This is a genomic window from Arthrobacter sp. 01T428 (assembly GCF_056398685.1).
Window position 1 is genome coordinate 1 of record NZ_JBFTPW010000027.1, and the last position, 22552, is coordinate 22552.

20 protein-coding genes, 2 tRNA genes and 1 pseudogene are annotated in these 22552 nt (G+C 62.8%); 8 read left to right on the forward strand and 15 right to left on the reverse strand.

The window, feature by feature from the left end; all coding sequences use genetic code 11:
- Positions 1-146 precede the first annotated feature (146 nt).
- A pseudogene (locus AC1DJB_RS20960) lies at positions 147-605 on the forward strand (HNH endonuclease family protein); the annotation flags it as partial.
- A 26-nt stretch (positions 606-631) separates the two neighbouring features.
- On the opposite strand, the gene AC1DJB_RS20965 reads toward AC1DJB_RS20960, so the two are convergent.
- The 4 genes from AC1DJB_RS20965 to orn all read right to left on the reverse strand — a co-directional run bounded on the left by AC1DJB_RS20965 (position 632) and on the right by orn (position 3013).
- The gene (locus AC1DJB_RS20965) at positions 632-1483 is read right to left on the reverse strand and encodes an acyltransferase domain-containing protein (RefSeq protein ID WP_306959376.1); all 852 of its coding nucleotides are present in this window, start codon (positions 1481-1483) and stop codon (positions 632-634) included.
- A 3-nt stretch (positions 1484-1486) separates the two neighbouring features.
- Positions 1487-2059 carry a peptide deformylase gene (gene def, locus AC1DJB_RS20970; RefSeq protein ID WP_059387769.1) on the reverse strand — a complete coding sequence of 191 codons (573 nt, stop codon included), beginning with the start codon at positions 2057-2059 and terminating at the stop codon, positions 1487-1489.
- Positions 2060-2183: 124 nt separating this feature from the next.
- Positions 2184-2256: transfer RNA gene (locus AC1DJB_RS20975), tRNA-His, on the reverse strand.
- Positions 2257-2386: 130 nt separating this feature from the next.
- A complete protein-coding gene (orn, locus tag AC1DJB_RS20980; RefSeq protein ID WP_084784354.1) occupies positions 2387-3013 on the reverse strand; it encodes an oligoribonuclease in 627 nt (208 codons plus the stop codon).
- Between the two features lie 151 nt (positions 3014-3164).
- On the opposite strand from orn, the gene mptB (AC1DJB_RS20985) reads away from it, so the two are divergent.
- Positions 3165-4790, forward strand: a complete 1626-nt coding sequence (gene mptB, locus AC1DJB_RS20985) for a polyprenol phosphomannose-dependent alpha 1,6 mannosyltransferase MptB (RefSeq protein ID WP_307055101.1) — start codon at positions 3165-3167, stop codon at positions 4788-4790.
- Here the strand turns inward: mptB (AC1DJB_RS20985) and AC1DJB_RS20990 are convergent.
- Positions 4774-6027: a glycosyltransferase 87 family protein gene (locus AC1DJB_RS20990; RefSeq protein ID WP_476910790.1), complete on the reverse strand. Its 1254-nt coding sequence runs from the start codon at positions 6025-6027 to the stop codon at positions 4774-4776. The two genes, mptB (AC1DJB_RS20985) and AC1DJB_RS20990, sit on opposite strands and share 17 nt — an antisense overlap.
- Positions 6028-6061: 34 nt before the next feature.
- Positions 6062-7375, reverse strand: coding sequence for a glycosyltransferase family 87 protein (locus AC1DJB_RS20995; protein ID WP_332603596.1), 1314 nt, complete (start codon positions 7373-7375; stop codon positions 6062-6064).
- A gap of 228 nt (positions 7376-7603) precedes the next feature.
- Here AC1DJB_RS20995 and mptB (AC1DJB_RS21000) point away from each other — a divergent pair, with 228 nt between their 5' ends.
- Entirely contained in the window at positions 7604-9217 is a 1614-nt protein-coding gene (gene mptB / locus AC1DJB_RS21000) for a polyprenol phosphomannose-dependent alpha 1,6 mannosyltransferase MptB (RefSeq protein WP_476910791.1), read from the forward strand.
- 7 nt (positions 9218-9224) lie between these two features.
- Here mptB (AC1DJB_RS21000) and AC1DJB_RS21005 read toward each other — a convergent pair whose 3' ends face one another.
- Positions 9225-9902, reverse strand: coding sequence for a DNA alkylation repair protein (locus AC1DJB_RS21005; RefSeq protein ID WP_476910792.1), 678 nt, complete (start codon positions 9900-9902; stop codon positions 9225-9227).
- A gap of 137 nt (positions 9903-10039) precedes the next feature.
- Here AC1DJB_RS21005 and map point away from each other — a divergent pair, with 137 nt between their 5' ends.
- A complete protein-coding gene (map, locus tag AC1DJB_RS21010) occupies positions 10040-10807 on the forward strand; it encodes a type I methionyl aminopeptidase (protein ID WP_306959387.1) in 768 nt (255 codons plus the stop codon).
- A gap of 31 nt (positions 10808-10838) precedes the next feature.
- Here the strand turns inward: map and AC1DJB_RS21015 are convergent, their stop codons facing one another.
- The 3 genes from AC1DJB_RS21015 to AC1DJB_RS21025 all read right to left on the reverse strand — a co-directional run bounded on the left by AC1DJB_RS21015 (position 10839) and on the right by AC1DJB_RS21025 (position 12977).
- A complete protein-coding gene (locus tag AC1DJB_RS21015; protein ID WP_284991189.1) occupies positions 10839-11423 on the reverse strand; it encodes a GNAT family N-acetyltransferase in 585 nt (194 codons plus the stop codon).
- Between the two features lie 134 nt (positions 11424-11557).
- A tRNA-Arg gene (locus AC1DJB_RS21020) sits at positions 11558-11630 on the reverse strand.
- 45 nt (positions 11631-11675) lie between these two features.
- The gene (locus tag AC1DJB_RS21025; protein WP_306959390.1) at positions 11676-12977 is read right to left on the reverse strand and encodes a hypothetical protein; all 1302 of its coding nucleotides are present in this window, start codon (positions 12975-12977) and stop codon (positions 11676-11678) included.
- 245 nt (positions 12978-13222) lie between these two features.
- On the opposite strand from AC1DJB_RS21025, the gene AC1DJB_RS21030 reads away from it, so the two are divergent.
- From AC1DJB_RS21030 to ettA, 3 genes are all read left to right on the forward strand, one after another.
- A complete protein-coding gene (locus AC1DJB_RS21030; protein ID WP_284991191.1) occupies positions 13223-13789 on the forward strand; it encodes a single-stranded DNA-binding protein in 567 nt (188 codons plus the stop codon).
- A 320-nt stretch (positions 13790-14109) separates the two neighbouring features.
- Positions 14110-14421, forward strand: coding sequence for a DUF6993 domain-containing protein (locus tag AC1DJB_RS21035; protein ID WP_476910793.1), 312 nt, complete (start codon positions 14110-14112; stop codon positions 14419-14421).
- 47 nt (positions 14422-14468) lie between these two features.
- A complete protein-coding gene (ettA, locus tag AC1DJB_RS21040) occupies positions 14469-16151 on the forward strand; it encodes an energy-dependent translational throttle protein EttA (RefSeq protein WP_306959392.1) in 1683 nt (560 codons plus the stop codon).
- Between the two features lie 108 nt (positions 16152-16259).
- On the opposite strand, the gene tesB is transcribed toward ettA, so the two are convergent.
- Positions 16260-17165, reverse strand: a complete 906-nt coding sequence (gene tesB, locus AC1DJB_RS21045) for an acyl-CoA thioesterase II (protein WP_059387778.1) — start codon at positions 17163-17165, stop codon at positions 16260-16262.
- Between the two features lie 63 nt (positions 17166-17228).
- On the opposite strand from tesB, the gene AC1DJB_RS21050 reads away from it, so the two are divergent.
- The gene (locus AC1DJB_RS21050; protein WP_059387779.1) at positions 17229-17903 is read left to right on the forward strand and encodes a DUF8185 domain-containing protein; all 675 of its coding nucleotides are present in this window, start codon (positions 17229-17231) and stop codon (positions 17901-17903) included.
- Positions 17904-17948: 45 nt separating this feature from the next.
- On the opposite strand, the gene AC1DJB_RS21055 is transcribed toward AC1DJB_RS21050, so the two are convergent.
- From AC1DJB_RS21055 to pepN, 4 genes are all read right to left on the reverse strand, one after another.
- Positions 17949-18422 carry a globin gene (locus tag AC1DJB_RS21055; RefSeq protein ID WP_284991194.1) on the reverse strand — a complete coding sequence of 158 codons (474 nt, stop codon included), beginning with the start codon at positions 18420-18422 and terminating at the stop codon, positions 17949-17951.
- 1 nt (position 18423) lies between these two features.
- Positions 18424-19152 (reverse strand): mechanosensitive ion channel family protein, encoded by a 729-nt coding sequence (locus AC1DJB_RS21060; protein ID WP_059387781.1) that lies wholly within the window; start codon positions 19150-19152, stop codon positions 18424-18426.
- Positions 19153-19299: 147 nt separating this feature from the next.
- The gene (locus AC1DJB_RS21065) at positions 19300-19779 is read right to left on the reverse strand and encodes an OsmC family protein (RefSeq protein ID WP_059387782.1); all 480 of its coding nucleotides are present in this window, start codon (positions 19777-19779) and stop codon (positions 19300-19302) included.
- 99 nt (positions 19780-19878) lie between these two features.
- Positions 19879-22440 (reverse strand): aminopeptidase N, encoded by a 2562-nt coding sequence (gene pepN / locus AC1DJB_RS21070; protein ID WP_441438305.1) that lies wholly within the window; start codon positions 22438-22440, stop codon positions 19879-19881.
- Positions 22441-22552: the final 112 nt, after the last annotated feature.

The window sequence follows — 22552 nt, forward strand, 5'->3', positions numbered from 1 at the left end:
CCATCCTGAAGCAACGCCACCTCTACAATCCATGCCATGAAAGGGATCGTTGCTTACCGTCCCTTAGGAGTGTGGGATAACGAAGAGCTACGGCGTGTCGTCCTTTCGTCCCAACAGTGCCTCCTCACCTTCCAGGAGTGTAGATAACCAGGAACGACATCCTGAGGCGGGATCTTACGGCAGCGGAGTTCACGGCAGGCTCGAAATGCAGGATCGCGTCCGGGGAACTGCGTGAGCCGTACATCGGCGAAGACATCCATTTCCGCAGGGGCTCCGAAACCAGCTCAGCCGTACAGATCGACCATGTGGTGGCTCTCGGGGACGCCTGGCAGAAGGGGGCCCAGCAGCTCCCCGCCAAACAGCGCCAAAGCCTCGCCAATGACCCCCTCAACCTGATTGCCGTCGACGGGCCCGCCAACGTCAAGAAAGGCGCGAGCGACGCCGCAAGCTGGCTCCCTGCCAACAAGGGCTTTCGCTGCCATTACGTAGCCCGGCAGGTTTCCGTCAAAGCCGCCTACCGGCTCTGGGTCACCCAGGCGGAGAAGGACGCCATGAAGCGCGTCCTGGACTCGTGCCCCGGCCAGCGGACCATCAGGGCGACGTAGCCAACTGAGGCCGCGAGGTGGCCGCTTCAGGCCGGGGTGCTCCGTGCTGCGGGAAGCACCAGGTGGCCGTGTCCAAGTTGCCAGACCCCGCCGTCGTCGATCCTCTCCAGCACCACCCGCTGAAGCGAGGTCTCGCGGGGGAGCCGATCGAGGTTTTCCATGCCGCGCTGCCGGAAAGTGAAATAGACAGCGTCGCCCGGAGCGTCTGAGCAGCGGTCCAGGGTGAATCGGCGGGCAAAAGCGGCGATGTTGCTGTGCGGTAGTTTCCGGGCCAGGTAGGGGTCCAGCATCCAGGAGTCGCAGCTCGCCACGGAGACCGCTTTGTCCGGGAAGTAACGGTCGAAGAACTCCCTGGCCTGGCTGAAGCTCGTGTCCACGAGGGCAGGGGACAGGCCGCCATCCTCGGGGATGTGCACACCCAGCACCCAGGAGTCACTTGCGGCGGCGGAGCCCTCCTCGTCGCTGCGGACAAGGTGGAATTGCAGGCGGCCGATACGGAAGATGTTTCCGGCCATGTGGAGGGTCAGCCATGCCCACGTGTCCAAGCCGAAGCGACCATGGACCCTTCGGTTGATTCGAAGGTTCAGTCCCACATCGGCCAGGATCGCGGCGGACGATTCCGGCGGAATGCCAAGGGAAAGATGATGGCCGTGGACTACAGGCGCAAAGCGCAGGAACGCCTCGATCCAGTCCGTTTCCGTGCAGCCATCGGCGGAGGCGGACGTGCTCGGAAAGACGCCCAGACGGGCGTCAAGGCTGGCAAGGGCCCGTCGGGTGCCGTCTCCAGGAGGTGACGCCAGCAGCGAGGCACACTCAAGAGCGTCCTCGCCCTGGATGTCGAGAAGCGTGAACAATTCGTCCTGCGCGACGCCCGTCATCGCTCAGTGACCGAAGGGGTCCGGGTCGACACCTGGCATCCAGCTCAGCCCGGGCACTCCCCAGCCGTTCTTCTTGGCCTGCTTCATCGCCTTCTTGGCGTATCGGTCAACCAGGCGGTTCACATAGAGCTTGCCGTCGAGGTGGTCGAATTCGTGCTGCATGACCCTCGCGAACCAACCGGTCGCGACGAAATCCACCGGTTGGCCGTGGCCGTCGAAGCCCTGGACGCGGGCCCAATCGGCCCTCTGCAGGGGGTAGTGCTCCCCTGGGAAGGACAAACAGCCTTCGACGTCTTCCTCGGGATCGGGAAGGGCGCCAGGGATCTTGGAGAGGGTGAGGACCGGGTTCACCAGGACGCCTTCGTCCGGAGCGTCGTCGTCGTTTGCGTATTTGAAGATGAAGATGCGCTTGCCCACCCCCACCTGGGGTGCCGCCAGACCGACGCCGTTGGCCGCCTCGTTCGTTTCGAACATGTCGGCAATCAAGGTGCGCAGCTCGTCGTCGAACACTTCCACCTCGCTCGCCCGGCGGTGAAGCACGGGTTCGCCCCAGATGGTGACTGGCAGGACGGTCATGTCAGGTGTTCCTCTGGTTCTCGGGTCTGGAATGGCCGGAATCGGCCGGAACAAAGCAAAGGCCGCACTGGATAACCAGTACGGCCTTTGGCTGCGATCGATAAACTGCTACCGACCTCATGAGGGTGAGCGACGGGGGTTGAACCCGCGACCTCCTGGACCACAACCAGGCGCTCTGCCAACTGAGCTACGCCCACCATGAGCCTTTTGCGCTTTCGGAATGACCCGTTAGCTGCGAAGGCAACGACAAAAACTATACCCCGTCTTGAGGGGTGGTTTTGCCACTTTTGACCGTTTGGCTGAAATTTCCCGAAAAGGTGCCTCAGATCACGTGTCCTCCGGAGTCTCCGGGCCGGCTGCGATCTGCTTGGAAATCTTCTGCGCTGTGGCCGTATCGGGACCCGGAGCCGGGACGAACACTGCCTCCCGGTAATAGCGCAGTTCGTCGATGGAGTCCCTGATGTCGCCAAGCGCGCGGTGGCCGCCGTGTTTAGCGGGGGACTGGAAATAGGCGCGGGGGAACCATCGGCGCGAGAGTTCCTTGATGGTGCTCACATCGATGACCCGGTAGTGGAGGTGTTCAACGATGTTGGGCATGTCCCGTGCGAGGAACATCCGGTCGGTTCCGACTGAGTTGCCACCCAGCGGGGCCTTCTTCGGATCCGGTACCCACTTCTCGATGTACTCCAGGACGATCGCTTCGGCTTCGGCCATGGTCTTGCCGTGCGGGAGTTCATCCAGGAGTTTCGAGCGGGTGTGCATGTCGCGGACGAAGTCGTTCATCTGTTCAAGTGCGGCGTCTTCGGGTTTGATGACGACGTCGACGCCGTCACCCAGGATGTTCAGCTCCGAATCGGTGACCAAGGCCGCAACCTCGATCAGGGCGTCGTTCACCAGGTCGAGCCCGGTCATCTCACAGTCGATCCAGACGATGCGTTCATTAGTAATAGGCACCCGACCAGCCTACAGTTCAGGCGCATGGGAAGGGTGGCGGGGCGCTCCATTCCGCCCCTGCGGCGTACCGCGGCTGGTAAACTGGGCCGTTGTCGAGCGGTTGTTGCCTGCATCGATGAGCTGGACCAATGTACGTAGGGACTGGAATATCATGACGGCAGGCGGAACGGGCGTGGGCACCTCAAATAGCCGGGATGAGGCAAAGGAACCTGCGGTGCCGTCAGAGAAGGCCGCCGCCGGGCTCTACTCCCCGGATGCCGCGCACATCGGAGCCGGCACCCCCGGACAGATCAAGGCCTACGTGGCTGTCTGGCAAGGTTTTTTTGGATCCCTGATGATCTTCGTCGGCTCAATCGGAGCCGGCTGGATCGCCAACGGCTCGCCCATGTTCAGGCACCCCCTTGTCATCGCCCTGCGCACCGAAGGTTGGGGCGTGACGACCTCCACGATCCTGCTGACGGCGGGGGCCATGCTTTTGGTCAGGTCATGGTTGAGGCTCGGGCAAAGGCTCAAGGACTGGGGGCCGGGCTCGCTCAGGTCCGTGGTTGTCGCCGTTGCGGCGTGGGCGGCTCCCCTCATGTTTGCCGTGCCCATCTATTCGCGCGACGTATACGCCTACACCGGCCAGGGCAGGCTGGTGCTGGAAGGCCAGAACCCTTACACGGCCGGCATTTCCACGCTCAGCAACTGGTTTTCCCTGGGCGCCGATCCTGCCTGGGCTGAAGCCAAGACGCCGTACGGACCCTACTTCCTGTGGCTTGCCAGATGGGTTGTGGGCATCACCGACGCCCAGCCCGACTTTTCCGTTCTCCTCTTTCGGGTGCTTGCGACCGTGGGGGTGGTGCTCTGTGTGGTGTATGTTCCCAGGCTCGCCGAACTCCACGGGATCAACCCCGGCCGTGCGCTGTGGATCGCCGTGGCCAACCCGCTCTTTCTCATCAGCTTCGTCGCCAGTGCCCACAACGATGCCCTCATGGTGGGCCTGGCCGTGGCCGGAATGTACTTTGCAGCCACCGGTCGCCATATCACCGGGCTTCTGCTGGTGACCGCATCCATCGGCATCAAGCCGATCACCGTTCTCCTCTTGCCTTTCATAGGCCTCATGTGGGCTGGTCCTGCCGCGAGTTGGGCCCGCAAGTTCCTGTTCTGGGGCGCGACGGCGGGTATCAGCTTCGCCGTCCTCGCAGTGAGCGGAATTCCTTACAACCTTGGCTTTGGATGGGTCTGGGCCATCCTCGATCCCACACCGGGCTATACGGGATATTCGCCTTCGGGCTTCCTCGGCCAGCAGGTCGAGGTGATCGCCAATCTCCTGGGCCTGCCGGGCTCCACCGTGGCCACCGGGCTCCGGACCCTCATGAAGTGGGCCGGAATCGGGTTGGTGGTTGTCCTGATGTTCCGCGGCGACTATTCACGGCTGGTGCGGCGCGCCGCCCTCGCGTTTGCCGCCGTCGTCATGCTTTCGCCGATTATCCAGCCGTGGTACATCCTGTGGTTCATCCCGCTGCTCGCGGTCACGGGCATCAGGGACGACTGGCAGATCAAGTCCCTCTATGTCGCCGTCACGTTTTTCGTTGCCTTTGGCGCGCAGGACCAGATTTCGGTGTTGTCTTTCGTGGAATTGAACGTCAAAGTGTCCTCCCTGGCCTTCCTGGTGGCCGTGGGATTCACCGTCTACCTGATGGTGTTGGACGTTCACACACGCCGACTCTTGATCCGCTCCAGCCCAACGCAACTGCTTCGCAGGCTTGAACGGCGGCTCAGGCGCTCCGAATAGCGCTTCGTGCGCCGGACTTGCGGCCCAGCTCCACGGTCCGCTGCACGGACCACCAGAGCAGGACCACCAAAAGCACATTCCGTGTGGTGAGCACTGCCGCCATCACGGGGTTGGCATGGATCAGCGGCGTGTAGAACAGCGGGTAGATGACGAAAGTCGTCATGGCGATCCCCATCAGGAGGGCGGCAGGAACCCTCCAACGGTTCCAATCGTGGGTAAGCCCTGCGATAACCACCGGCGCAAGCCAGATGATGAATTGCGGCGAACCCACCTTGTTGAACACGATGAACGCGGTGGTCATCATGAGGGCGCCCTCGAGAAACAACTCTTCCGGCTCGGCACCCCGCCGAAGCGCCCAAAGCAAAAGGGCAGAGCCCGCGACGGCGGCAAGCACCAAGAGCGGCTGCATCAGGAACGCTGCCACGTTGGCTCCCGGCCCATACACCTCCGTGGAATTGATGGCGACGTTGTCGGCGATTTTGGAACCGCCGATATTGAGCACGCTCAACCAGACCCAGGGGGTTGAGAACGTGGCTTCCAGTTGCATGCCGCGTTCGCCCTGGTTGGTCAAGAAGTCGAGGATATGCGGCAGGCCGCCCGAAAGGTAGGTGCCCAGTGCGACGGCGGCAGTGACGCCGGCGCCGCAGGCGATGATCCGCAGTCTGCGGTGGCTTGCGATGACGATGGGTACCAGAACGGCGGCTGGCCAGACTTTGATCCATGTGGCGATGCTGAGGAGGATACCGGCTGCCACAGGTCGCGTGGCCGCATACAGCAGGGCGACCAACACGATGGGTGCCGTGATGCCCTCCACCCGGGCGAAGCTGAGATAGCCCATGAAGGCGGTGAAGAACAGCCACCACCAAGCAGGGGCAATTCCCGTTGTCCTGCGCGGGCCGCGGGTCAGGACGAACAAGCCGGCGGCGTTGAGCGCAGTGATGATCAACGTCCACACCAGCAGGTAAGGACCCGGGCCCGCGATGTTGGCCAGGAAGATCGGAATCTGGGCAAGCACCGGGTAAACCCAAGGGCTGATGGCTCCGTGGAGATCCGCGGGGTTGTAGCCGGCCATCGCCCATTGACGGTACTGCTCAGTATCGCTGAACGTGTTTCCGGCCAGGAAGAAGCTTGCCATCCAGCCGAGGAAATACACGTGGATCGCGGCGAAACCCCACCATACGCTGGATGGACGGCCGAACCAGGCGACGGCGGCAGGCGGCAGGGCGGCGTCGCGCACGCGGGCCAGCCCATCAAAGAATCGAACGGAAATCTCAGGACTCCTTGGCAGCGGCGGCCGGTTCGTTGGCCGGGATCTTCTTGCCCAAAAGGTACAGGCGGCGAACGGACCAGCAGAACAGGACCACCAGCAGGACATTTCGCACCGTCAAAACCAGCGCCATGAAGGGGTTGTTGTGGCTGAGCGCGTCGTAGAAGAGGGGATAGATGAAGTATGTGGCCACCCCGATGGCGATGAGCATCGCCGCAGGCACCCGCCATTCTTTCCAGCTGTGGGCAAGCCCGACGGCGACTGCAGGCGCGAGCCACACCATGAACTGGGGTGACCCGACCTTATTGAACACGACGAAAGCCGTGGCCATCGTCAGGGATCCAGCCAACAACAGTTCGGTGCGGTCCGCCCCGCCGGTTCGCTTGCCGTTGTGGAGTGCCCAGAAGGTCAGGGCCGCCACCAGGATCGCGGCCAGGGCGAGAAGCGGCTGCATGAGGAAGGACATGAAGGCGGTGCCGGGGCCATCCACTTGCATCGAGTTGATGTCCGTGTTCATGTACATCCTCGAGTCACCCACGTGGAGGACCGAGAGCCACAACCAAGGAGTGGTGAAGGTGGCTTCCAATTGCATGCCACGATCGCCTTGCTGGGTCAGGAAGTTGAGGAGCCGCGGCAGTTGACCCACTGCCGCCGTGAGGGCGATGACCAAAACGCTGGTCAGAATTCCGGCAGCGACCACTTTGGTTCGCTGCTTGACCACGGTGAACAACGAAAGCATGACGGCGGCCGGCCAAACCTTCATCCACGTGGCAATGCTCAGGAGGGTCGAGGCAATGAAAGGGTGTGATACGCCGTATGCCAAGGCGATCAGCACGATCGGGGCAGTCAATCCGTCCACCCGGGCGAATCCCAGCCAACCCATGATGAAGACGAAGACCAGCCACCACCATCCCGCCGGGATGGCCTCGTGACGGCGGCCCCGTCCGGTGAGCTTGGCTAGAGCGACGCCGTTGAGCACGGTGATCATGAGCACCCAGAGAAAGAAGAACGGACCGGGTCCGGCCAAGCCTGCGATCGCCATAGGCACCAAGGCGAGAACGGGGTAGACCCACGGGCTGGGGCCGCCGCTGAGGTTCTCATCCCGGAACCCGGCGGAGGTCCAGTCCCGGTAGATGAAAGTGTCGCTAAAGGCCTCGCCGCGGAGGGAAAGGATCAGCGCGAACACCAGGAAGACCAAGTGCACGACGCAGAAGCCTACAAGCAGGCCTTTGGGGGAATTGAGCCTTGCCTCCAGCGAAGGGGGAAGAACCCGATGACGGAACCGTGTGAGCGCGCTGAAGAATGAGTCCGTGGAAATGGGAGGATCCTTGTCAGGTAGTAATCGTCACAGGGTGCCGTAAGGCGCAGCGGCCCGGAGCCGCCAGAGCCCCATCCATTCTATCTCAGGCCACTTTCGCAGGCCGACCGATGGTCCGGTTGGCCCCGGGAAGCCAAGGGTGGCGATGCTACAGTTGCAATAATCCATGGCATCCGGAAGTGCCACTTTGGCCCGGATGCGGCAGGGAACCGGACAGGATTTTGTTTGATGGTGACGTCGAAGTTTCGTGAGCGTGAGGTGGGGAGTTCGTTGGCTCATCCAGAGGCGCTTGGCGATTCCAACGCCCCGGTACACGGCACCGTGATAGCCAAAGCGGCGAGGACGGCGATCCTCCAAGGGTTCGTCGGGTCGTTGCTCATGGTGGCAGGCTCGATCGGCGTCGGCTGGCTGGCCAGCAGCAGCGCCTTGATCCGTACTCCTATTTTCATCATGGCCAGGACATCTCCGGTTGGCGTGATCCTTTGCACCGTGATGCTCTGCCTCGGTGCACTCCTGCTCCTACGCTCTTGGCTGCGCATTGCCCAGCGGATCGGCGGATGGAACCCGTCCTCGCGTCCGGTGCTGCGGCGAGCACTGTGGATGTGGGCACTCCCGATGATGTTCAGTTTGCCGTTGTTCAGCAGGGACGCTTATGCCTACATCGGCCAAGGCCGGCTCATGGAGCAGGGCCTGAACCCATACACCAACGGCATCTCGGCCCTGAGCAACTACTTTTCACTCGGGCCCGACAAATTATGGACGGAAGCACCTACGCCTTACGGTCCGCTATGGCTCTGGATCGAACAAGGTGCCGTGTGGGTGAGCGCCAGCGTCCCCGAGCTTGCTTTGATTCCCTTCCGCCTGGCTGCCCTCGCCGGTGTCATCCTGCTCGCTGTCTACGTTCCCCGTCTGGCCGCGCTCCACGGCGTGAACCCGGACCGTGCGCTCTGGCTTGGCGTCCTCAACCCGGTCCTCCTGATCAACTTCATCGCCAGCGCGCACAATGACTCCTTGATGCTGGGACTGGTTGTTGCCGGACTGTACTTCGCCTCGGTAAAACGGCCTGTGTTGGGAATCGTGCTGATCACGGCCTCGATCGCCATCAAGCCGATTACCTTGATTGCCTTGCCTTTTGCGGGGCTGCTGTGGGCCGGTGCCCGTGCCGGTTGGGGCCGCAGAATGCTCTGTTGGACGGCCACCTTGGGTTTGTCCTTAGGCTTGCTGGCCGCCGCAGGACTGGTGAATGGCCTGGGGTTTGGCTGGCTTGGCGCCCTGCAGACTCCGGGCGCCGTCTGGATCTGGTACGCGCCGGTGGGTTTGCTGGCACACACGGTGGGATTCGTCGTCGGACTTTTCGGCGGTCCAGGCGTTCCGGTGACGGATGTTATCCAGACTGCCGGAACGGCGGTCTCGGCGCTTGCCATCGTCTGGCTCGCCGTTCGGACCCCCGGCCGCGGAATCGGCATGCCCGCGCCGCTCGACGACGAACCCGAGTTCAACAAGACTGTGCTTCGCCGGATGGCCTGGGCATTCGCCGCTGTCGTCGTCCTGGCGCCTGTGATTCAGCCTTGGTACATGGTGTGGCTGCTGGTGTTCTTCACCGTGACGGGAGTCGCGGACGGCGCCCAGCTCCGGACGGTCTTCTATTTGACGGCGTTCTTCACCCTTATTGCCCTGACAGACCAATTGAGTGTCTTCCAGTGGATCCCCATCGAGGTGGTACGCGGAGTGGCCATTGCCATTGCGGTTTCTTTCATCGCCTACTTGGTGTTCTTTGACAAGAAGACCCACGTGCTGTTCCGCCCGCGTCGCGGGATTTTGAAGCTCAAGCCGAAGTCCTGAACCGGATTCAGCCGAGGTGTTTCATGGCTTCACGCAGGGATAGCGGGCTGAGCCTGGTCCTCCGGCTTTCAACGTAGCTCCGCACCCATTGAGGATCGGTCTTGGCGTACTCCCGCAGGGTCCAGCCGATTGCCTTCCTGATGAAGAACTCATGGTCGGCAAGGTTGGCGTCAAGTGCCGCGGCCAGAAGTTCTTGGTCCGTGGCCGACTTTGCCTTGAGCTGGGAGGTGATGGCCGCCCGACGGATCCAGAAGTCCTCGTCGCTTGCCCATGTCCGCAAGAGCGGGGTCAGCGTGCTTCGGTGGTGTTGCAGAAGGGCGCAAATACGGTCGGAGACACCGTCAACGAAGTCCCACCATGCGCCGGTCCGGATGATTTCTTCGTACAGCGGCAGCATCTCCAGATCCTTGGCCACGGACTTGAGCGAGGTCAGATCGATGGCCGCGTAGCGTTCTTCCCGCCATGTGGCTTCCCGCCACAGCAGCCGGACATTGTCACGAAGTTCGGAAGGGGACCCGAAAGGGATTTCCTTCGCGGTCGCGAGGACAATGCGACGGACTACGGGGACCCTGACACCGAGGACAGGCATGGACGATTTCATGTAGGCCTGTGCCGCCTTCGCGCGGTCCGGGTCTGCCTCTGCCTGCAGGCGTTCACGGATGATGGCGATTCTTCGGTGTTCCATACGGCGACTTTAGGACACCCGTGGGCCGGCGCGGACGCGCAACCCTGTTGACCGGGCTGATGGTGCCCATAGAGTGGGTGGAAGGGTTTGTCCGGTGGCCGGTCCGGCCCCCTCTTCTTGATGCTTGGAGGCCTTTGATGTCCATGGTGAAGACGCCAGAAGAGATTGCGCTCATGCGCGAAGCCGGAAGGGTGGTTGCCAACACGCTTTCGGCGGTTCGTTCGCACGCCGGGGTTGGCGTGTCGCTCAAGGAACTGGACGAGGTTGCAGCCGCTTTCATGGAGGCCGCCGGAGCTAAGCCGGCGTTCCTGAACTACCGCCCGCGGTGGGCGTCCACGCCCTTTTCAGGGGTCATCTGCACGAGCGTCAACGACGCCGTGGTGCACGGCATCCCGGACGGGTATGTGTTGCAGGATGGCGATCTGTTGAGCGTCGATTGCGGGGCCTTCGTGGAGGGCTGGTGCGGGGACGCGGCAGTCAGTTTCATTGTGGGCACCTCGGATCCGGTGGACCAGGAATTGATCGATGCCACCGACGCCGCCCTCGCCCGCGGTATCGACGCTGCCCGGATTGGAAACAAGATGGGCGACCTTGCGTACGCCATTGGCGGAGAAGCCAAGCGCAGCGGCTACGGGATCCTCGCCGATCACGGCGGGCACGGCATTGGCCGGACCATGCATGCCGAGCCGAGCGTGCCGAACATGGGGCGGCCCGGCCGCGGCGTGAAGCTCGTGGACGGCTTGGTGATCGCCATCGAGCCGATGTTGATCCTGGGCGGCAGCGACGACTACTACCACGACGACGACCAGTGGACCTTGCGCTCGGCCAACGGCCGCCGTGCTGCGCACAGCGAACATACCGTGGCGATCACCGCGGATGGACCGCTTGTCTTGACGTTGCCCTAGCTGGGTAGTTTCGGCATACGGGACCGGGAAGTCAGCGCCGCAGGCGCATGACCGCCCTTCCGGGCACCGCCGTGGAAACCGTGGAGAAGCCGGCCGCCCCAAACAACTTCACAGTTCCCTGGTAGAGATCGGCCGGACCGGCCTTGGGCCGAAGCGACGGATCAACGGGGTAGCCTTCCACGATGTCGGCGCCATGCGCGAAGGCATGCCCGACGGCGGCCTCCAGCAATGCGCCGGCCACCCCGCTCCGGCGGTGGCCGGGAGAAACCACGAAACAGCTCACCGACCAAACTTCCGCGCCTTCCAGGCCGCCCGTTCCTGCGGCCTTGAGGACTTGGGATCGTTCGATGCGCGGATAGCACTGGCGCGGCTCCACCGCGCACCAGCCCACTGCTTCGCCGCCCCGGAAAGCGAGGACGCCAGGTTCGGGGCCGTCGTCGAATTTGGCTTTGAGCTGTTCCTTCCGTGCCTTGGGGGGAGTGTTCTTCCAATCCTGACCGGCGAGAGCGAACCACCGGCACCAACAGCGCGAAGGCTCGCCGCGGACGCCGAATAGCCTTTCGACATCCGGCCAGCTTGCGGGGCCCGTGATGATGGCTTCGGAAGTGTTTCTCATCCGACCAGCCTAGATACCGGACGCCCTGCCCGCCTCAGTTGGACGCAGAGAATGAAAAACACCCCGGTCCGAAGACCGGGGTGTAACCGATGGCCCAACTCATCCATGAAGGATGTCTCGACTCATCACACAAGTGCCCCAGGAGGGAATCGAACCCCCGACCGTCGGATTAGAAGGCCGCTGCTCTATCCTCTGAGCTACTGGGGCTGGAACCGCACCCAAGTGTATCGCTGGGTTTGGCTAGCCAACAATTCAGGAGGATTGCCGGGCCTTCAGGACCGGGCAGGGGATTCGTACTATGCCTTTGAAAAATACAGGAGAGGTCGGAATATCGTAGAAGTCGGTATCGGACGCGGGTGCACAGAGATTGCGCGCGGTGCGGACGTGCTCGGCCCAGACAGGACCATTGTTTCTGGACGTCGAGGGCGGGAAGTACATCGACGCCAAGAGAAGCGAGAAAGCCATGAGTGCCGCAATGGGTGCAGCACGCCCAAACCTTGCCAACGCGGAAGCAAGCAACGGAACCGTGGCGAGGACGAACATCGTAGGCACTACCGAGTACCTCCCAAACACGAACCTGGCGGGCCAATCCGCCGCCGAGAAGGTTGCGTAATCCAGGTACGGTGCCGGGTTCGAAGCGACGCAGGCAACCCAAATAACCATCGAGGCCGTGATGAAGAACGCGGCCAGCCATTTCTCCCGCGCAGAGCCCAAGATCAGGACAGCCACCGGGACGGCGAGGACGAGGAGGGAGGCCACGATCATCGGAGCAGCTCCGAAGTTCACGATTTGTTGCATGACACCGGACGCGGTGCCGTAGACGATGGGTCCTGCGGTGTTGATGAACCACCCGTAAACCGGGGACCAGGGGTCAAGCTGGTAGCTCGCGCCGCCGCTTGTTCGAGGATGCGTCACCGTCGCAATAACCTGGCAGGCAAGACCCAGGCTGAGACCCGCGCGGGCGGCCCACATGTTTTTGTCCCTCAGCCGGTGAAGGAAGAGCGGAACAAAGACAATCGAGATGATCTCGGTCAAGGAGGCGAGGGCCGCGACGACAAAAAGCATGCCTCCCTCGAGTTTGGACTTTGCCGGTTTCATCAATAGCCAGGGAGTGAGCCAGAGCAGGTACCAGTGCAGGTTCGCGAAGTTTCCAAGAGCTTCAAAAGCGCCGACGTTCACGAAAATGGGAACCGCGGCCCAAGCTACGCGGATCCAGGTGTTGCTGGTCAAGGCTTGGGCGCAGTGGTACGTCATGAGGGCGACGCCGGCCACAGCCGCGCAAGCCAATACAGTAAGCGCAATAGCGTAGTCCTCAAGTGCGAAGAACCGGACAACCACCTCGGCTGCGAGGCGGGGGACGACGTGGAGATAGCCTGCGTACGGCCGGATCGGCGTGAAAGACCGGGTCGGGTTCAAAGCGTCCGTGAGAAACACCGCGCCGTCTTCCGCCCAGACGACGCCTTGGGCCGTTGCTGGGATCCGCCAGAACGACACCAGCGTCAGCAAAATAAGGGCGCCCACATAGGACGCACTTCTAGCCAGAGTAATTTTCACGATCTGTCCCCCAAAGAGCAGGCCCGAGACTGGGCGATCGTACCCAATTTAGATGGCGGTTCCGCATTTTCAAAAACCCGGCCGGTCTTTGTGGGCGGCGCCCCATTCTGCGTCCAACTTGTCCTCCACAATCCGCGTAAGAACAGGGCTATCCACATACGTGGATTTGGTACTCCCGCGGGCGTTCGCGGCACGCGAAGCTGGGAGAGCCAGACAGGCAGCTCAACTCACGTTAGGACAAGACCATGAATGACATCATCACTGTCCGGGGATTCGTTGCCACGGAACCCAAAAGTTCGACGACCCCGGGCGGAACCCGGACGGCATCGTTCCGGCTCGGTTCAACGGAGCGCAGGTTCGACCGTGCCAATGATGTCTGGGTGGATGGCAACACAAATTGGTTCAGCGTCCAGGCGTTCAGGCATCTAGCGGGAAACATTGGCTGCAGCGTCAAGAAGGGCCAGCGGGTCATCGTCGTCGGGAAACTGAAGCTGAGGCAATGGGAACACGACGGCAAGATCTACCACGTCGCCGAAATCGTCGCCGAGTCGGTGGGTCACGACCTCATGTGGGGCTCGGCGAACTTCATCCGGACCACCGGCAGCAACAGCCCGCAGACCATGCCCGCCGCCCCCGAGGTGGAGCCAGAGAACCCATGGCCTTCGGCGGAGGAAGATGCGGAAGGCGACCCGCATGACGACGAGGATGGCAGTGCCGCAGCCGAGCGGGAAGTTATCCTTCCGGCAGGAGAAGGCGATGAGTCGGTTCTCGTTGATACTGAGACGGGAGAACTTGTGGACGCCAAGGTTTGAAATGGAACTGGCCTTGAAATGGAGCCGGTCTTGAAACAGGGGCCGCCGCGGATGCCATGCGGCGCGGCGCGTGGTGTACCGCATGGCAGAATAGCCGGGTGATGAGCAGGGGAAAGCCGCAAAAACCATCTGGACGCCGCCACGCTGCCGGAAGCCCGGGTTTGCTGCTTGCGGTGCCGTTACTTCTGGCCGGACTGGTGGCCGGCTGCACGGCGCCTGCACCAACGGTGTCAAGAAGCACTGGGGTTTCATCGCCCACCCCCTCGACTACAGCCAGCTCCACTCCCGCCGTCACACCCAGTGCTGGCAACCCCTCGGCATTGACTTCGCTCAGCGCGGGCACTGCCGCGCTGAAGCAGACCATGGAGTCCGTACTCAAGACCATTGCCGCGGCAACCCCCAAACCGGCACAAGACGCACTGCGATCACAGCTCGTTTCGGCCGGCATCGCCGACTCTGCCGTAGAGGTGTCCGCGAGCAAGACGCCGACGGGACTGGATGTCGACGCCATCGAGGCCGCGGCCAGGCAGGACAAGGACTGCGTCATGGGTGAGATCAGGGACGGGCAGGTTTCAGTGTCGGTCCTGCCCGTGTTGGCCAGCGGCAAATGCTTCGTCGGGGATTCCCGCTAGCAGGGCCGAATGTGAGTTATGCCTTGCCACCCATTAGATTTAACGGCATGGCGGAATTCATTTACACGATGACCAAGGCTCGCAAGGCCGTTGGCGAAAAACTAATCCTGGACGATGTCAGCATGTCGTTCTTCCCTGGCGCGAAGATCGGTGTCGTTGGCCCGAACGGAGCCGGTAAATCCACGATCCTGAAGATCATGGCTGGTATCGACACACCGTCGAACGGCGAAGCCCGCCTCAGCCCCGGCTACTCCGTGGGCATCCTCCTGCAGGAGCCGCCCCTGAACGAGGAAAAGACCGTCCTGGGCAACGTCCAGGAAGGCGTGGGCGAGATCTACTCGAAGATCCAGCGCTTTAACGCGATCTCCGAGGAAATGGCCAACCCGGATGCAGACTACGACACCCTGCTGGAGGAAATGGGCCACCTTCAGGAAGCCATCGACGCTGCGGATGCGTGGGACATCGATTCCCAGCTCGAGCAGGCCATGGACGCACTCCGCTGCCCGCCGGGCGACTCCGACGTGACGGTCCTGTCAGGTGGTGAGCGCCGCCGCGTGGCGCTCTGCAAGCTCCTGCTGCAGAAGCCTGACCTCCTGCTCCTTGACGAGCCCACCAACCACTTGGACGCCGAAAGTGTTCTGTGGCTCGAGCAGCACCTCTCTTCCTACCCCGGTGCCGTCCTCGCCATCACCCACGACCGCTACTTCCTCGACCACGTCGCCGAGTGGATCTGTGAAGTGGACCGCGGCCGTCTTTACCCCTACGAAGGCAACTACTCCACGTACTTGGAGAAGAAGCGCGCCCGCCTCGAAATCCAGGGCAAGAAGGACGCCAAGCAAGCCAAGCGCCTCAGCGAGGAACTTGAGTGGGTCCGCTCCAACGCCAAGGGTCGCCAGACCAAGTCGAAGGCCCGTCTGGCCCGGTACGAGGAAATGGCAGCCGAGGCTGACCGCACCAGGAAACTCGACTTCGAGGAAATCCAGATTCCGCCGGGACCGCGTCTGGGTGGCCTGGTCCTGGAAGCGAAGAACCTGCAGAAGGGCTTCGAGGACCGGACCCTGATCGACGGGCTTTCGTTCACACTGCCCAGGAACGGCATCGTCGGCGTCATCGGTCCTAACGGCGTGGGCAAGACCACCTTGTTCAAGACCATCGTCGGGCTGGAACCGCTGGACGGTGGCGACCTCAAGATCGGTGACTCGGTCAAGATCTCCTACGCCGACCAGAGCCGTGGCGGTATCGACCCCAACAAGACCCTGTGGGAGGTCGTCTCAGACGGCCTGGACTTCATTCAGGTCGGCCATGTTGAAATGCCGTCCCGAGCCTACGTCGCGGCCTTCGGCTTCAAGGGGCCGGACCAGCAGAAGAAGGCTGGTGTGCTCTCCGGTGGTGAGCGTAACCGCCTGAACCTGGCGCTTACCCTTAAGCAGGGTGGAAACCTCCTGCTTCTTGACGAGCCCACCAACGACCTCGACGTCGAAACCCTCAGCAGCCTTGAGAACGCGCTGCTCGAGTTCCCCGGCTGCGCCGTCGTGGTCTCGCACGACCGGTGGTTCCTCGACCGCGTTGCAACCCACATCCTGGCCTACGAAGGCGACGAGGAAAACCCCTCGAAGTGGTACTGGTTCGAGGGCAACTTCGAGTCCTACGAGGAGAACAAGGTGGAGCGACTCGGCCCGGACGCTGCCAAGCCACACCGTGTCACGCACCGCAAGCTGACCCGCGACTAAATCGGATCGCTCCGCAGAAGGCCGGCGCACTGGATATATCTTCCGGGGCGCCGGCCTTCTTTGCTGCACGGAATCTCGGCCGCGTTGTGGCAGCTACCTGAGCAGCGATTACGGGATCCGGAGCATGCCCTCTTGCGCCACCGTGGCGACATGCTGGCCATCGCGGCTGAAGATCTTGCCCGTGGCAAGTCCGCGGGCGCCTTGGGCGCTGGGGGACTCCTGCACGTAAAGCAGCCACTCGTCGACGCGGACGGGCCGGTGCCACCACATGGCGTGGTCAAGGCTAGCGACGCTCATGCCTGGCGTCATCCAGCTCAATCCGTTCTTGCGAAGCACCGATTCCAGGATGGTGTAGTCGCTCGCGTAGGCCAGGGCGGCCAAATGAAGGTTGGGGTCGTCCGGCATCGGGCCAAAGGTCTTCATCCAGACGGCATTGCTGGCTATCCGGTCTTTGGGCGCTTCGACATAGATTGCGGGATCGACGTGGCGGACATCGAAGGGCCGTTCGAAGGACATGTGGCGGGCGAGCGGGTGGTCGTACTTCTGCAGGAGTTCGGCGGTACTCGGCAGCGTTTCGGGGTCCGGGATTCCGGCCGGCATCAAGGACTGGTGTTCCACGCCCTCCGCCTCGGTCTGGAAGGACGCGATCATTGACAGGATCGGTTGGCCTTCCTGGTAGGCGTGCACCCGCCGGGCCGAGAACGAGCGTCCGTCGCGAAGCCGCTCCACACTGAAAGTGATCGGCTGGTTGGCGTCGCCCGGACGAAGAAAATAGCCGTGCATGGAATGGACCGTCCGATCCTCGTCCACCGTGCGCATTCCGGCCACGAGTGACTGGGCGAGCACCTGCCCGCCAAATACCCGGTGGCGCGGCTGTTTCTGGGAGGGTCCAAGGAAGATGTCCTCGGCTGTCCTCGCGCCGTCGAAGTCGGCCAGGGACAACAGTTCGATGAGGGTGGATGTGGGGTCCTCAAGGGCAACCTGATGTTCCAGGCCGGCGTGCGCGTCAGTCATGGTTCGACTCTAGACGCCACCCTGACCCCTCTCAACCGCGGACATGCCGGTAGAGTCGATGATGTGTCCGATGTATTGACCCAGTCCTTCCATTTCGTCGATCCCCGTGATCTGGCGGATCTCCGCACCTATGTCACGCGTGCCAAGAGCATCGATGATGGCGCCATCCGGCTGCAGGCCTCCGGCCGCGTCCTGGCTGCATATGTGTGCGTCTTGAGGCCGCGCCTCCTGGGCGAAGCGACCCCCACTATTCTCGGGCTACGGACTATCGCCCTTGCCGAAGACGCGCATGCGGACGTCACCGTGACTCTTTCCTCGGTCCTCGACCGCCTGGCGCGTTCCGGTGCCGACGACGTCGAGCTTCCCATCCCGCCGTCGACCGTTTCCGAATCGTGGGCGGGAGTCGGGGCGCCCCGCAGCGGCTGGGAGCCGCTGCGTTCAGTGCCCGACGCCGAACTCAAGTCTGTCGCGAATGCCGGCATTGCCGAGGTGGCCGGGATTGTTCCGGATCAGCCCGGCGCATTGATCGTCAACAACGCGAGGGCCGCGGTGTGGGGACGGGAGATCCCGGGACTCGACGGCGTGCCCGCAGGCGCTGCGTTCGCCGCCTTGGCGCTCGGTTTCCTGGGCGACGGCGAACACCGGCTCTTCCGCAACGGCCGTTGGTTCCGGCTCAGTGGGAGCCGGGGCCACATCCTGGCTCGATCCGGATCAGGCCTGGGCTTCCAGGCCCGCTGAACCCGAGCCTAGGCCCGGCCCGACACACAGCACCGTCCTACAAGCTCAGGGCTGCTGGACCGACGGGCTATTGACCATCGTGAGCGCAGCCCGCTCCATGTAATCCCACAACGTCCCTTCGTGAAGCGGCGACAAGTTGAGCGAATCGACTGCCGCGCGCATGTGGAAGAGCCAGCGGTCCTTGGCTTCGGGCGTCACTTGGAACGGCATGTGCCGCATCCTCAAGCGGGGGTGACCGCGTTCCTCGCTGTACGTGCCCGGACCGCCCCAATACTGCTCAAGAAACATGAGGAACCGCCGCTTTGCGGGGTCGAGGTCTTGTTCCGGGTACATCGGCCGGAGCAACGGGTCTCCCGCTACACCGTCGTAAAAGACATCGATCAGTTTCACGAAAGTCTCGTGGCCACCGATGGCCTCATAGAAACTGTCGGTGTACGCAGGCTGGCTGAACGGATCGTTTTGCATCAACTGACGCCGCTCTGCCGGCTGGGGTGCTGCGGATTCCGGCTGGCTGCCCATGTCACTCACCTGCTTTCTGCTCTCGAATCTTGAGGGCTTCCTTTGAAGTCGGAGGCGCACCGGAGGCGGCGGTTTCGGCAGGCGCCGTCCCTGGAGGTGCAGGCGGAACGTCGTCCGGGACGGTTGAGTCTTCAGGCACGTAATCGCCTTGCGAGCGGTTGCCCACCCGCAGGATTTCTCCGTTGCGCAGATACCAGATGGCCCCGTCTTCAGCCTTGAGCCGGGTGATCCGGAGTCCTACCGATTCAACGGTGCCGATCACTTCAGTGGTTACGATCACATCGCCGATCCCGAACTGGTCCTCGATGGTGATGAAGATGCCGGACAGGAAATCGCGAATGAGCTGTTGGGCGCCGAAGCCAATGGCCACACCCAAAATACCGACGCTCGTGAGCAGCGGGGCAATATCCACATTCAGGTATTTGAGGACGTAGATGATGACAATGACCACCACCACCACGCTGAGCACGCTTGTCAGCAGTGAGCCGATGGTGTGGGCGCGCTGGGCGCGGCGTTCATGGTCGAGCGCCCGGAAAGCCGGCTGGACCCACCTGAAATGCGGTTTCTTGAAGAAGCTGGTGCCCTCTGCCACCCGGCGGGTTATGCGCAGAATGATGAACCGGGCCACAACCCAGACCACCAACCCGATGCCTAGCGTCACGAAGATGGACGCGTAATCGATCTTGGCTGCATCGGCCACGATGTTGTCGGTCGACGAGGCGACGTTCATATGCGGGAATGCTCCTCACGGGATCCAATTGTTCGCCTGGCCCCTGATTGCCGGGCGCTGAACACTCTGTCCACGGTCAACCCTATCGCCGTAGCGTGGCCGGATCCGCATCGTGGTTCTTGGCCGGACGGCCTTCTTGACACCTGATTAGCTGGCGGCCGCCGTCGTGCTCGGCTCATGCAGAACGGGAAAATTGACGCTCCGGGCAATAAAGCACACCTGGTTGGCCTCATGGTGCAGTTTGTCCACGAGGGAAAGATGCGCCGGGTCGGCAACCGTGACGTGCGGCTTCAAGGTGACGTTCTCGAACTGGCCGCTGCCATCGCGATTGAGCCTCATCATGCCCTCGGCGTGATCCACGTAATCGGTCACTACCACCCCGTGCTTGACGGCGACATGCAGGAAAGACAGCATGTGGCACTGCGAGAGGGCGGTGAGGAGCAGTTGTTCGGGGTTGTATCGGCTGCGGTCGCCATGGAAGGTGGGGTCCGAGGAGCCCTTCAGGACGGGCAGGCCGGGGATCTCGACGTCGTGGTCCCGGGTGTAGCCACGGTAGGTGGATGTCCCGGTGCCCAGGTTTCCGGTCCAGCGCACGGTCAGCGAGTAGTGGTGTTCGTCCAGGCTCATGCGGAAAGTCTAGCGGCGGTGCACTCGCGGGCGGCACACGGAAAGGCCCCGGTTCCAGTGAAGCGGAACCGGGGCCTTTCCGTGTGCTATCCGACCGTTTTAGATGTCTGCCGCGCGGGCCTTCAAAGCACGGGCTACGCCGTCGCGGTTTTCTAGCATCATGCGGCGCAGGGCACTGCTATCCGCCGGCAGTTCGGCGAGGAACTTGTCCGTGCGGTCAACCGTGGCCTGCGTTGTCAGTTGCGCAGGGTAGAGCCCGACGACGATTTGCTGGGCCAGCGCATGGGTGCGGTTGGCAACAATCTCCGGAACCGCCTCGAAATACTGTTCCGCGTACGGCTCCAACAGGGAGGTGTCCAGCACCCGGGTGAAGCCCGTGACGGCGGAGCTTTGAATGGCGTTGGAGAGCTCGCCCGTGACCACGATCTTCTTCCACGCGGCGGCCTTGGCCTCGGGTGTGGGAAGGGCCGCCGTCGCCAAGGCGGCGGCGTTCTGGCCATTGGCCGTGTGGTCGCGCTCGAGTTCCGCGTCGATCCGGTCCTGGCCCTGGCGCCCGCCAACCACCAATGCGGTGAGAAGTTCCCAGCGCAAGTCCTGGTCGACCGTCAGGCCATCCAGGACCATGCTGCCGTCCAGGACAGACTGGACTGCGTCGAATTGGGAGCTGCTTGCGGCGAGCAGCGCGAAGGACTTGACGAATTGGAGTTGCGCGTCCGATCCCGCAGCCGCCGTGCTCGAAAGCTCCCAGAGAGCGTCCACCGCGGCCACCGTAGCGGCATCCTTGTGCTCGGCTGCGACGTAGTACGTCAGGGTGGTGGCCAGCTGTCGGAGCTGGGTCTGGATCACTGAGGAATCGGTCTCGGACGCGATGTTCGCCAGGATCAACTCGGCGTAGCCGCGGGCCGGGGTTTCGCCGTCGCGCGCCGCATCCCAGGCCGAGCCCCACACGAGGGTGCGTGGCAGGCTGCCGGCGAAGTCCTTCAGGTGGGCTTTCGCAGTGGCCAAGGATGCGGGGTCGAGGCGCACCTTCGCGTAGGCGAGATCGTCGTCGTTGAGCAGGACCAGGTCCGGACGCGCCTGTCCGGCAAGGGCAGGGACGTCGGTCCGGGCGCCGTCGACGTCGAGCTCCTCCCTGTGGGTCCTCTCAAGCTTGCCTTCGGCTGAGAGGTCGTAGAAGCCGACCGCGAGGCGGTGCGGGCGCAGCGTGGGCTGCTCGTCGATAGCGGTCTGCACGATCGCAAAGGACGTGATGGTGCCGTCGGCGTCGACCTCGATCTCGGGGGAGAGGGTGTTGACGCCGGCAGTCTCGAGCCAGAGCTTGCCCCACTGGTCCAGGTCGCGGCCGCTGGCAGCTTCGAGTTCCTTCATGAGGTCCACAAGCTCGGTGTTCTGCCAGGCATGCTTCTGGAAGTATTCGCGGACGCCGGCCATGAACTGTTCCGGCCCAACCCAGGCGACCAACTGCCGCAGCACGGAAGCTCCCTTGGCGTATGTGATGCCGTCGAAGTTGACCTCGACGTCCTGGAGATCGTTGATCTCGGCAAAAATCGGGTGTGTCGTGGGCAATTGGTCCTGCCGGTACGCCCAGGATTTCTCCACCGAGGCAAAGGTGGTCCAGGCCCGGTCGAATTCGGTGTTTTCGACCGCGGCCAGGTGGGACATGTACTCGGCAAAGGACTCGTTGAGCCAAAGGTCGTTCCACCAGCGCATCGTGACGAGGTCCCCGAACCACATGTGGGCCAGTTCGTGCAGCACGGTGATGGCGCGGCGTTCGATCTGGGCGTCGGTGACCTTTCCGCGGAAGACGTAGCCCTCGAGGATGGTCACCGCGCCGGCGTTTTCCATGGCACCGGCATTGAACTCGGGAACGAAGAGCTGATCGTACTTCTCGAAGGGGTACGGGAATCCGAACTGGGCCTCGAAGAACTCAAAACCCTGGCGGGTCAGTTCGAAGATGTTGTCGGCGTCCAGGTACTGCATGAGGGACTTGCGGGCGAACACTCCAAGCGGAATGACCCGGCCATCGGAGCTCGTGACCTTGCTGCGGACCGATTGGTACGGTCCCGCGATCAAGGCGGTGACGTAGGAAGAGATGCGGGGAGTGGGGGCGAAATGCCAAACCGAGCGCGCCCCGCCGTCGTCCCCGGGAGTGGTTTCCAGCGGTACGGGAGTGGGCGAGTTGGAGATGAGGTCCCAATGCGACGGTGCGGTGACCGTGAAGGTGAATGCGGCCTTCAGGTCCGGCTGCTCGAACACAGCGAACATGCGGCGCGAATCCGGCACCTCGAATTGCGTGTACAGGTAGGCCTCGTTGTCCACCGGGTCCACGAATCGGTGCAGGCCCTCACCGGTGTTCATGTACGGGGCATCGGCGACTACCTTCAGCTCGTTTTCGGCGGCGAGCCCGGGCAGTTGGATGCGCACGCCGTCGGACACCACCGCCGGATCGAGTTCGGTGCCGTTCAGCGTCACGCTGTGCACGGTTTCCGTGATCGCGTCGATGAAGCTCGAGGAACCCTCGACGGCGGAGAACTTCACCACGGTCGTGGAGCCGAAGACCGTGGCGCCCTTGGTCAAGTCGAGGGTGACGTCGTACGAGGTCACGGTGAGCAATTCTGCGCGCTGTCCGGCTTCGGCGCGCGTCAGGTTCAGGCCTGGCAAGGTTTGCCTCCAAGAATGGTTTCGAGAAGCCGGTTGGTTTCAGCCAGCGCCGGCGCTGTGAAGTCATTCTTTCACTTGATTCCGCCTTGGCAAGGAAGCTCGATCACAGTGT